This window comes from uncultured Veillonella sp. (assembly GCF_963534045.1).
Lineage (GTDB): Bacteria > Bacillota > Negativicutes > Veillonellales > Veillonellaceae > Veillonella.
In genome coordinates, this window is the sequence record NZ_CAUSQT010000041.1 from 1 (window position 1) to 12,449 (window position 12,449).

General features: G+C 38.7%; 11 protein-coding genes, 1 pseudogene and 1 riboswitch. All 12 genes and pseudogenes read right to left on the reverse strand.

Annotated elements, in window-relative coordinates:
* Positions 1-84: 84 nt before the first annotated feature.
* A complete protein-coding gene (locus tag RYP29_RS07060; protein WP_311532747.1) occupies positions 85-1,641 on the reverse strand; it encodes an ABC transporter substrate-binding protein in 1,557 nt (518 codons plus the stop codon).
* 264 nt (positions 1,642-1,905) lie between these two features.
* Positions 1,906-2,109, reverse strand: a complete 204-nt coding sequence (locus tag RYP29_RS07065) for a hypothetical protein (protein WP_311532748.1) — start codon at positions 2,107-2,109, stop codon at positions 1,906-1,908.
* A gap of 166 nt (positions 2,110-2,275) precedes the next feature.
* Positions 2,276-3,091, reverse strand: coding sequence for a dipeptide/oligopeptide/nickel ABC transporter ATP-binding protein (locus tag RYP29_RS07070; RefSeq protein ID WP_311532749.1), 816 nt, complete (start codon positions 3,089-3,091; stop codon positions 2,276-2,278).
* Positions 3,084-3,881 (reverse strand): ABC transporter ATP-binding protein, encoded by a 798-nt coding sequence (locus tag RYP29_RS07075; RefSeq protein ID WP_311532750.1) that lies wholly within the window; start codon positions 3,879-3,881, stop codon positions 3,084-3,086. The genes RYP29_RS07070 and RYP29_RS07075 overlap by 8 nt, the downstream gene beginning before the upstream one ends.
* Positions 3,882-3,893: 12 nt before the next feature.
* Positions 3,894-5,459, reverse strand: a complete 1,566-nt coding sequence (locus RYP29_RS07080; RefSeq protein WP_311532751.1) for an ABC transporter substrate-binding protein — start codon at positions 5,457-5,459, stop codon at positions 3,894-3,896.
* Positions 5,460-5,541: 82 nt separating this feature from the next.
* Complete coding sequence (gene nikC / locus RYP29_RS07085; RefSeq protein WP_205095559.1) at positions 5,542-6,363, reverse strand: nickel transporter permease; 822 nt, start codon at positions 6,361-6,363, stop codon at positions 5,542-5,544.
* Complete coding sequence (gene nikB, locus RYP29_RS07090; protein ID WP_009661506.1) at positions 6,363-7,301, reverse strand: nickel ABC transporter permease; 939 nt, start codon at positions 7,299-7,301, stop codon at positions 6,363-6,365. Before nikB ends, nikC (RYP29_RS07085) begins: the two co-directional genes overlap by 1 nt.
* 166 nt (positions 7,302-7,467) lie before the next feature.
* A riboswitch (cobalamin riboswitch) is annotated at positions 7,468-7,655 on the reverse strand.
* Positions 7,656-7,801: 146 nt separating this feature from the next.
* Positions 7,802-8,149, reverse strand: a pseudogene (locus tag RYP29_RS07095) (ABC transporter substrate-binding protein); the annotation flags it as partial.
* 207 nt (positions 8,150-8,356) lie between these two features.
* Complete coding sequence (locus RYP29_RS07100; RefSeq protein ID WP_311532752.1) at positions 8,357-9,178, reverse strand: dipeptide/oligopeptide/nickel ABC transporter ATP-binding protein; 822 nt, start codon at positions 9,176-9,178, stop codon at positions 8,357-8,359.
* Entirely contained in the window at positions 9,171-9,968 is a 798-nt protein-coding gene (locus RYP29_RS07105) for an ABC transporter ATP-binding protein (RefSeq protein WP_009661418.1), read from the reverse strand. Before RYP29_RS07105 ends, RYP29_RS07100 begins: the two co-directional genes overlap by 8 nt.
* Before the next feature lie 12 nt (positions 9,969-9,980).
* Complete coding sequence (locus tag RYP29_RS07110) at positions 9,981-11,546, reverse strand: ABC transporter substrate-binding protein (RefSeq protein ID WP_311532753.1); 1,566 nt, start codon at positions 11,544-11,546, stop codon at positions 9,981-9,983.
* Positions 11,547-11,628: 82 nt separating this feature from the next.
* A partial coding sequence (nikC, locus tag RYP29_RS07115) for a nickel transporter permease (protein ID WP_311532754.1) occupies positions 11,629-12,449 on the reverse strand: 821 nt, incomplete at its 5' end.

A 12,449-nucleotide genomic window follows, 5' to 3' on the forward strand; every position in this document is an offset into this window, starting at 1 on the left:
TACAGATTTTCCAACTTATTGGGATTAGTCACACACACTTTTTGTCCTATAACCCTCCTTTTATTGCATTATAAATAGTAAACCTTATTCTTTTTTCAAGTCTTTCGTAATGATGTAATATTCACTAGGTGAAATCTTAAGCCCTTTTATATAGCTTTTACAAATCATATTAATCTTAGGATAACCTAAGAACAAGGATGCACTATCGTCTAACAAAATCTTTTGTGCCTCAACAATGGCATTATATCGTTGTGTATCATCAACAGTAGTTTCAGCCAAAGCTAGTAATTCATCATATTTAGGATTACTAAAACCGGACACATTGGTCGGATTTGAGCCATCTATGTTGGTCCCCCAATATTGTTTTAAGAACCATACAGGACTACCAGTACTAGCAGTTGAAACACTGGTTATTGCCAAGTCATAATCACCAGAACGTGTCACCTTATCCACTACACTAGAATCAACGATTTCTACATTCACATCAACACCAATTTTTTTGTAATCAACCTGTAATGCTTCTGCATATAAGATTACCTCAGGTCTTGATGTATAAGTATAAAAATTAAGACGTAGCTTTTTACCATCCTTATCTACATAACCATCTCCATCGCTATCTACCCAACCAGACTGTGCCAACAACATTTTAGCACGTTCTGGGTTATACGTTTCAGGAATTTTGATATCGTTATATCCATAATTCAAGCATGGTGGCAATGGAGTTCGTCCCGCTACAAAGGTATCCTTAAAAAGTTTTGTAGCATAATTTTCACGATCTGCACCAGCAACTAAAGCACGTCTTACATTAATATCGTTCAAATATCCATTATGATTCATTCGAACCATAACAACACGCAATGATGGGGTTTCTTCAATAATATAATCCTTATTATCTTTAAATAATCCATACTCACCAGCAGCGATATTAACAGCCATATCAATATCCCCTGCTTGCAACGCCATAGCACGAGTATTTACATCATTAATAGAATCTACCACTACATGTTTAAATCCCACATCACCATCCCAATAATTTTCGTTCTTATCTAACTCAATGCGTTCTTTAGTAAAAGATATAGGCACATAAGGGCCCGTAGCAATAGGGCCTTCTTTACTAAAATCACGGCCATCTCGTTCTGATTGAACATCTACAATTAAAAATAAAGGATCCCCTAGTAGTCCGGGTAGATTAGGATACACCTTATCGGTGTGAATGGTTAAAGTCTGCCCATTTGCTTCCATGGAGTCATAGGCAAAAAAGGATTTTGCCCGTTTACTTTTTTCAAATGTACGCTCTAAGGATTCCTTAACAGCTTGTGCCGTAACCTTACGACCATTAGAGAATTTTACCTTATCATTGATAGAAAAAGTCCAAGTCTTGTGATCATCTCCGACTGACCACGAAGACGCAATCCATGGTTGTGGTTTCATAGAATCATCAAATTTAACGAGATTTTCTCCAATTCCATAACGAACAATCCCCCAACTAAAGTAATTCTCCGTAGGCTCTAAAGACTCTGCATAGGACATAGCACCTACTTTTAATGTATCTTTATTTGTATCTTTTCCACATCCTGAAAAGATTAAAGCTCCCACTAATAATATGAAAGCACCAAACAATGAATACTTTTTAAGCCCCATGTTAACCTCCTACTATACGTTTAACTTTTTCAATAATTATCGATATAAATGAATTATTATATCAATATAAAAACACTATAATCTATTGTATTTAGTCAAGCAAATGAGAACTATTTATATAATTATAACTGGGATGAATAATCTGTTACACAAGATACTCATTAATATAAAATAACGCATAACAAAAGGACTATACCATAATACAGTTTAAGTGCATCATAATATAGTCCCACGAGTATCATAAATACTAACTAAGAGATGCGATTATTTTCGTTTTAAATCTTTCGTAATCATATAGTATTCGGATGGTGTCATCTTAATACCATCGATGTGTTTATTGCCTACGATATTAATTTTAGGATATCCAAGGAACAATGCTACAGATTCATCTAGCATAAGTTGTTGCGCATTAATAACGGCATTACGTCGTATAACTGGATTAGCCCCGCTTTCACCAAGAGCTATCAATTCATCAAAGCGCGGACTAGAGAAACCAGAACCATTATATTCAACGCCTGTGCCCCAATATTGTTTTAAGAACCTAAAAAATAGCAGTTAGCCCATCAACTAACTGCTATTTTTACTTAACCTATACACTTTAATTCATTTTAAAGTGAGCCTCATGCATATACTATTATGCTTCTAACGTAGCTTCTTCTAATGTAAGTGGTTTATGATCTTGACCAATTTCAAAGATAGAACTCAATAGAACCTTTGTATAAGGATGCTTCGCATCAGCTAAATGGAATGCATCTAATTCTTCAACGATAGCACCTTTGTACATAACAACCACTTTGTGGCACATTGTACGAATGAAAGCAATATCATGAGCAATAAATAGGTATGATAAATTTTTCTTTTTTTGTAAGCGAGCCAATAGGTACGCTATGGAATCCTGTACGGATACGTCAAGAGCACTTGTTGCTTCATCTAATACTAGAATTTCGGGTTCTAATACGATAGCACGAGCAATAGCTACACGTTGACGTTGACCACCAGACATTTCATGAGGGAATCGATGCATAAACTCACGCGGTAAATCTACCATTTCAAGGTAATCCCCAGCGATTTGTTCTTCTTTTCCCTTTTCAAGAAGCCCAAAATTATATAGTGGTTCAAGAATAATATCCTTAACCTTCATACGCGGATTAAAAGCTGCCGATGGATCTTGGAATACCATTTGAATTTTTTGACGATATTCTCTAGTTTGTTCTGTATTCATGTGTTGAATCTCAACACCATCAACGTAGATTTCACCTTCTGTAATAGGCAACATTTTCATAATCATACGAACCAATGTTGTTTTACCAGAGCCGGATTCACCTACAATACCAAGAGATTGCCCTTTTTCAAGGGTGATATTGATATCTTTACATGCTTCTAGCTCTCCGCCAGTCGGAAGAGGGAATCGTTTGTATACATTTTTAATTTCTACAGCGTATTTAGTCAATGTAACGACCTCCTCCCAATGTCGGCACAGCGTCTTTCAACTGTTTCGTATATTCGTTAGAAGGATTTTCTAAGATATCCTTTGGAGCACCTGCATCAACAACACGGCCCTTTTTCATAACGATGATGTAATCGGACATATACGCCGCCACACCAAGGTTATGGGTTACCATAACGATAGCGGAATTATGCACTTTAGATAATTCCATCATTTGCATAACAACTTGAGATTGTGTTGTCACGTCTAGAGCAGATGTTGGTTCATCACCGATGAGTAATGCTGGATCTAAAGCCAGTGCCATAGCAATGCCTACCCGTTGGCGTTGACCACCAGATAGCTCATGTGGATAGCGGCGAAGGATATCTGCGCAATTAGGTAATGCAACGGACTCTAATAATTCAATAGCACGGCGATCACATTCGTCATTGGAGATTTCAATGTGAGCTTTGAATAGTTCTCTAAATTGTTTACCAATGCGTACAATCGGGTCGAGTGCACTACCGCTATCTTGGAAAATCATGGCCATGTCTTTACCACGTATGGATCTCCATTCGGCTTTAGACAGGTTTCGAAGGTCTTTACCATTAAATAACAATGTACCTTCTGTAACCTCACCACCGACTGGTAATAACCCCATAAGGGCACGGATCACGGTAGTTTTACCGGATCCGGATTCCCCTACAATGGTCAATACCTTACCGCGTTCCAAGGTAAAGTTTACATCCATAACAGCAGGCACACCTTGGTACGCGATGCTAAGGTTCTCTACAGTTAGTATGTTTTCTGCCATTATAGCTCCTTACTATTTTGTAATTTTGTTAGTAATCCAGTAGTAATCACTTGGGTACATGACAGCACCTTTCAAGTAAGAACCAGTAATGATATTAGTTTTAGGATAACCTAAGAACAATGCAGCGCCATCATTCATCAATAATTGTTGAATTTGAATTGCATATTCACGACGTTTTACAGGGTCGAATTCAGTTTGAGCAGCATCTAACAATTGGTCAACTTGTGGATTGGAGTAACCAGAACCGTTTTGAGGGTTAGAACCATTATTATTAGTATGCCAGTAGTTAGCTAAGAACCAGATTGGATCACCTGTATTAGCAGTTACGATGTTGGAGATAAGCATATCATAATCGCCATCTTGACCCATTTTATCAATCAAGTTGTAGTCAACTGTTTTGATTTTCATATCGATACCAACTTTTTTAAGATCGGCTTGGACAGCTTCTGCATAAAGTGGTAATTCTGCACGAGAGTTATATACAACGAAGTTGAATGTTAATGGTTTGCCATCTTTATCAAGGATACCATCGCCATCAGTATCTTTCCAGCCATCTTCAGCTAACAATTGTTTAGAACGTTCAGGATTATACGCATTAGGATCTTTCAAGTCATTGAAGCCGTAGTCCATAGATGGTGGAATTGGAGCGGAACCAGGAATGAATGTACCCTTTAATAATACATCTGCATAGTTTTTACGGTCTGTTGCAGAGATTACAGCAGCACGAACCTTGTCGTCACCAAGAATACCTTTTTGATTGATACGTGCTAACACAACACGAAGAGATGCAATTTCATCTACTTTAAATTTGTCATTGCCTTGGAACAAGCCAATTTCACCAGGGCCGATATTAACAGCCATGTCTACATCACCGGATTGCAAGCTCATAGCACGCGTATTAGGATCGTCGATGGATGGGATTTCTACGGTTTTAAACGGTACTGCACCATCCCAGTAATTTTCATTCGCCGCCATTTCAGCACGTTCCTTAGTGAAAGATTTTACTACATATGGGCCTGTACCGATAGGACCTTCTTTAGCGAAGTTACGGCCATCTTTTTCAGATTGCACATCAACAATTAAGAATATTGGATCTGCCAAAAGACCTGGCATATTAGGATATTCTTTATCTGTTTTGATAATTAATTGTTGGCCATTTGCTTCGATGGAATCATATTGAAAGAACGTTTTTGCAATATTAGACTTTTCAAAAGAACGCTCAATAGAAGCTTTTACCGCTGCGGCATCAACTTTTTTACCATTAGAGAACTTCACTTTATCATTAATTGTAAAAGTCCAAGTCTTCTTATCTGGAGACACTTCCCATTTAGATGCAATCCAAGGTTGAGGCTTCATGTGCTCATCAAACTTAGTCAATGTTTCACCTATACCATAACGCATGACAACCCAAGAGAAGAAATTTTCAGTAGGATCTAATGAGGATGCGAAGTTAGTTACACCAACTTTTAACACATCCTTGTTATCAGCACCATTATTGGAACCACAGCCAGCGATGAAGGAACCCATCATTACGATACTAAGGCCTGCTAACAGCGCCTTTTTCCAAGATTTTTTCATTTACAATCTCCTTGTAAACACACTATACAAAACTATATCTCCCTATTACACATCAAATAGCATAATAAAGATTCAAAAATAATTATCCTTGATTCTTAGGATCCACTACGTCACGCAAGGAATCAGACCAAAGGTTGAAAATAGATACGACGATAAGAATCGACATACCAGGGAATGCCATGAGCCAAGGGCTCGTTTGCAAGTATTGACGACCTTCATTAAGCATGAGGCCCCATTCAGGTGTAGGTGGCTGTGCACCAAAACCGAGGAATGATAAACCAGCAACTTCGATCATGATGGCCCCAATATCTAGAGCACCTGTTGTTACAACGAGGGGCAAAATATTAGGGATAATATGACGACGTAAAATCGTCCATGTAGAGGCACCCATCATAACGGCTGCCGTTACATATTCTTCACCACGTACTTTCAACGTCATAGAACGTACAAGACGCGCATATTTAGCCCACCCTACAACGGAGAGTGCTAAGATGGTATTTACAATACTGCCCCCTAAGATACCGGCGATTGCAATGGCGAGTACTACACCTGGGAAGGATAACATGATATCCGCCAAGCGCATAAGAACCATTTCAACCTTACCACCGAAGTAACCTGCTACGGCACCGATAACTGTACCAATGCTTACCATAATCACTACAATGGATACACCCATGAACAAGGATAATTGAGTGCCATAAATGATACGAGACAATACGTCGCGGCCCAATTTATCGGTACCAAACCAATGTTGTGCGCTAGGGGCTTGTAATGCTTTTGTCATATCTGAGGAAAAAGCATCGCCCGGCGCAAGCCATGGTGCAAAAATAGCAATGAATACGATAATAAGCATCAATGCAGTGTAGAAAGAGAACAATTTATGTTTCTGAATAAATTCTTTCATTATGCTCTCTCCCTTTTCAATCTAGGGTCTAATAAAACATAAGATGCATCAACTAAAGCATTGATACACATGTATGCAATAGCAACCCATAACACAAAACCTTCAATCAATGGATAGTCACGCATAGTGATGGCGTAAATGGCCATATTCCCGAGACCAGGCCAAGAGAATACCATTTCAACTACCGCTACACCACCTAATAACCAACCAATAAGAACACCTAAAATTGTGATCAATGGCAAGACTGCATTAGGCAAAATGTGACCGAATAAAATCTTCATTTCGCTTACACCACGCGCACGGGCACCGATAACGTAATCCTTTTGCATTTCTTCAAGGATAACGAGTCGTACTTGACGCATGTATTTAGAACCAACGACAACCGCTAATGTAACGGCTGGCAAAATAACGCCTGTCGCCGTTATACGTGACGAAGCAATTGGAACTAAACCGAGTTTTAAGCCAAAGATGTAAATTAATACAAGGCCTAACCAGAATGTTGGCATAGATACACCTATGAAAGAAAGAATTCTCAGTACATAGTCTATCCATTTATTCCGGTTATACGCACTCAGTATCCCTGCTGGTAATGCATATAAAATTGTAAATACCAATGCAGTTCCTGCCAATATAAGCGTACCAGGTAATGCTTCTAACATGCGATCCACTACCGGTTTTTTAGCAGAGTAACTCATTCCTAAGTCACCGTGAGCTGCATTGACTACCCAGTTTGCATACTGTACGATAAACGGCTTATCCAACCCCAACTGTGCTCGAGTTTCATCAATCGTCTGTTGAGACACGATAGTATCTGCCGTTTCCAGTAACATCGTAACTGGGTCCCCTGGAGCTAAATAGGTGAGACAAAATGTCAAAAATGTGATGCCAAACAAGGTGACAATAAACTGTCCTAATTGTTTAGCAAAGCGTTTGCCCATAGGCACCTCCTATACCCTTCTCAAATAAAAACACATAATAGTGAATAAACATAGATACACATAGAGAGTAAACATATAATATGATGCCGTGTAATAAAATCTATGAAATAACCAAAAAAAAGATTAGCCGCCTGACTAACCTAAAGAAAAACACCATGCTGTGACACGATGCCCTGCAAGATTGAGCAGGCTTTCTGACTTTTGATTCATCACAACATTTCAGCCTTCCCAGTTTCCCAGTGACCCTAATACGAAATATTGCTCCTCATTACAGCTATTTTCATAGTATAGGATTTGCACCTATTTTCCTCTTTTACGCTCGGTAGAACCGACACTCAGTTTATTCACTTTTATCAATTATAAATATACTATATTTATAATTCTCTAACAATACACATACCTCCTATAGTATTTTGAGAATATAAAAGTAAATAATTATAATTATACAAAAAATATAGAGGTCTATATATTCTAATACAACCCTCTATATATTAAATATGTTCCAAAGACTCCTTAACAGACTGTGCTGTTACCTTACGCCCATTAGAAAATTTTACTTTATCATTAATTACAAATGTCCATGTTTTATGATCATCCCCTACGGACCAAGATTCGGCAATCCACGGTTATGGCTTCATAGAATCATCAAATTTAACTAGATTCTCACCGATGCCATACCTCACAATCCCCCAACTAAAATAATTCTCTGTAGGTTCCAATGTCCCCGCATATGACATTGCTCCAACCTTTAATGTATCCTTATCGGTATTCTTCCCACACCCAAAAACAGCAAAAATAGCTATCAGAACTACACAAACTCCCAAGAAACTATACTTTTTTATTTTCATGTAAACCTCCTACTATACACCGTCCTCATCATAATAGGAATATATTTGTATTAATATGTCGACATAACAACAATATAATATATAGATCTCACTCAAAACAAATGAGAATATTTTATAAAATTATAACTTTTTTAAAGACTATAAAATTCTAGGGTTATAGTAAAAAAATAAAAGCCTTCGCATACGCGAAGGCTTTCACTAAATATATTATTGATTTGTAGAATCAGTAATAGTATCCATGCTCAACGGATTGTGAGGTTGTCCTATTTCAAAAATAGAACTCAATAACACTTTTGTATATGGATGTTTAGCATCTGCTAGGTGGAACGCATCTATTTCTTCAACAATGTCGCCTTTGTACATAACTACAACCTTATGGCACATAGTACGAATGAAAGCAATATCATGAGCGATGAATAGATAGGTCAAATTCCGTTTCTTTTGCAATCTAGCGAGTAGATACGCAATAGAGTCTTGAACGGATACATCAAGAGCACTCGTTGCCTCATCGAATACAAGAATTTCAGGTTCCAACACGATAGCCCGTGCAATAGCTACACGTTGACGTTGACCACCAGACATCTCATGAGGGAATCGATGCATAAATTCGCGTGGTAAATCTACCATTTCAAGATAGTCACCAGCGATTTGCTCTTCCTTGCCCTTTTCTAGAAGGCCAAAGTTATAGAGTGGTTCAAGGATAATATCCTTAACCTTCATGCGCGGATTAAATGCAGCAGATGGATCTTGGAATACCATTTGAATTTTCTTTCGGTATTCTTTCGTTTGCTCAGAGTTCATATGTTGAAGCTCTACACCATCTACATAAATCTCGCCTTCTGTAATAGGCAACATTTTCATAATCATACGAACCAATGTTGTTTTACCAGAGCCGGATTCACCTACAATACCAAGAGATTCACCTTTTTCAAGAGTAATATTGATATTTTTACAAGCCTCAAGTTCACCACCAGTAGGAAGTGGGAATCGTTTATATACATTTTTAATTTCTACTGCGTAGTTAGTCAATGTAACGACCTCCTCCCAATGTTGGCACCGCATCTTTTAATTGTTTTGTGTATTCATTAGATGGGTTTTCTAAGATTTCTTGTGGTGTACCTGCATCTACAACACGGCCTTTTTTCATAACGATGATGTAATCGGACATATACGCTGCTACACCAAGGTTATGAGTTACCATAACGATAGCGGAATTATGTTCTTTAGATAATTCCATCATTTGCATAACAACTTGAGATTGTGTTGTAACGTCTAGAGCGGATGTTGGTTCATCACCGATGAGTAATGCTGGATCTAAAGCTAATGCCATAGCAATCCCTACACGTTGGCGTTGACCGCCAGATAACTCATGTGGATATCGACGCAATATATCGGCGCAATTAGGTAACGCAACAGACTCTAATAATTCAATAGCACGACGATCGCATTCGTCATTATCGATTTCAATATGAGCCTTAAATAACTCTCTAAATTGCTTGCCGATGCGTACAATCGGATCGAGTGCACTACCGCTATCTTGGAAGATCATGGCCATGTCTTTGCCACGTATGGAACGCCATTCGGCTTTAGAAAGGTTTCGAAGGTCTTTGCCATTAAATAGCAATGTACCTTCTGTAACCTCACCACCGACTGGTAATAACCCCATAAGGGCGCGGATCACGGTAGTCTTACCGGATCCGGATTCCCCTACGATGGTCAATACCTTGCCGCGTTCCAAGGTAAAATTTACATCCATAACAGCAGGTACGCCTTGATACGCGATACTAAGATGTTCTACTGTGAGTACGTTTTCTGCCATTATAGCTCCTTATTATTTAGTAATTTTGTTTGTAATCCAGTAGTAGTCACTTGGGTACATTACTGCACCTTTCAAGTAAGAACCAGTTACAATATTAGTTTTAGGGTAACCTAAGAATAATGCAGCACCATCATTCATCAACAATTGTTGAATTTGGATTGCATATTCACGACGTTTAGCAGGATCGAATTCTGTTTCAGCTGCATCTAACAATTGGTCAACTTGTGGATTGGAGTAACCAGAACCATTTTGAGGATTAGAACCATCCACATTAGTATGCCAGTAGTTAGCCAAGAACCAGATTGGGTCGCCTGTATTAGCAGTTACGATATTGGAGATAAGCATATCATAGTCGCCTTCTTGACCCATTTTATCGATCAAGTTATAGTCAACTGTTTTGATTTTCATGTCGATACCAACTTTTTTGAGGTCTGCTTGTACAGCTTCTGCATAAAGTGGTAATTCAGCACGAGAGTTGTATACTACGAAGTTAAATGTTAATGGTTTGCCATCTTTATCAAGGATGCCGTCGCCATCAGTATCTTTCCAACCATCTTCTGCTAATAATTGTTTAGCGCGATCAGGATTATAGGCATTAGGATCTTTCAAATCTTTGAAGCCATAGTCCATGGATGGTGGAATTGGAGCGGAACCAGGAATGAATGTACCTTTTAACAATACATCAGCATAGTTTTTACGGTCTGTTGCAGAAATAACTGCAGCACGTACTTTGTCATCACCAAGAATCCCTTTTTGGTTAATACGAGCCAATACTACGCGAAGGGATGCAATTTCATCAACCTTGAACTTATCGTTATTTTGGAATAAGCCAATTTCACCAGGACCGATGTTAACAGCCATATCAACATCACCAGATTGCAAACTCATAGCACGCGTATTAGGATCGTCGATAGAAGGAATTTCTACAGTTTTGAAAGGTACTGCACCATCCCAGTAGTTTTCGTTGGCTGCCATTTCAGCACGTTCTTTTGTGAAAGATTTAACTACATATGGGCCTGTACCGATAGGACCTTCCTTAGCAAAGTTACGGCCATCTTTTTCAGCTTGCACATCAACAATTAAGAATAATGGGTCTGCCAAAAGACCTGGCATATTTGGATATTCTTTCGTGGTATGAATGACCAATTGTTGGCCGTTTGCTTCGATGGAATCATATTCGAAGAATGTTTTTGCACGGTTAGATTTTTCAAAAGCGCGTTCAATAGATGCTTTTACCGCTGCAGCATCAACTTTTTTACCATTAGAGAATTTTACTTTATCATTGATGGTAAATGTCCATGTCTTATGGTCTGGAGATACTTCCCATTTAGAAGCAATCCAAGGTTGTGGCTTCATTTGTTCGTCAAATTTAGCCAATGTTTCACCTACGCCATAACGCATTACAACCCATGCAAAGAAGTTTTCTGTAGGTTCTAATGTAGATGCGAAGTTAGTTACGCCAACCTTTAATACGTCCTTGTTATCAGCACCACCATTGGAACCACAACCAGCGATGAAGGAACCCATCATTACGATACTAAGGCCTGCTAACAGCGCCTTTTTCCAAGATTTTTTCATTTAAAATCTCCTTGTAAACACAATATACCAAACTATATCTCTATATTACACATCATGCGGCGTAATAAAGATTCAAAAATTATTATCCTTGGTTCTTAGGATCCACTACGTCACGTAAAGAATCAGACCAAAGGTTGAAAATAGATACTACAATTAAGATCGACAAACCAGGGAATGCCATGAGCCATGGACTCGTTTGCAAATATTGACGACCTTCATTAAGCATGAGGCCCCATTCAGGTGTCGGTGGTTGTGCACCAAAACCAAGGAAGGATAAGCCGGCCACCTCAATCATGATGGCCCCAATATCAAGAGCACCTGTCGTTACAACGAGGGGCAAAATATTAGGGATAATATGACGGCGTAAAATTGTCCACGTAGAGGCACCCATCATAACAGCTGCCGTTACATATTCTTCACCGCGTACTTTCAGCGTCATAGAACGAACAAGACGGGCATATTTGGCCCACCCTACCACAGAGAGTGCTAAGATAGTATTTACAATACTGCCCCCTAAGATACCGGCGATTGCAATGGCGAGTACTACACCTGGGAATGATAACATAATATCCGCCAAGCGCATAAGAACCATTTCAATCTTGCCACCAAAGTAACCGGCTACGGCACCGATAACTGTACCAATGCTCACCATAATCACTACAATGGATACGCCCATGAACAAGGATAATTGAGTACCATAAATGATACGGGACAATACGTCGCGGCCCAATTTGTCAGTACCAAACCAATGTTGAGCGCTCGGAGCTTGTAATGCTTTAGTCATATCTGATGAGAAAGCATCCCCCGGAGCAAGCCATGGTGCAAAAATAGCAATGAATACAATGACGAGCATCAATGCAGTGTAGAAAGAGAACAATTTATGTTTCTGAATAAATTCTTTCA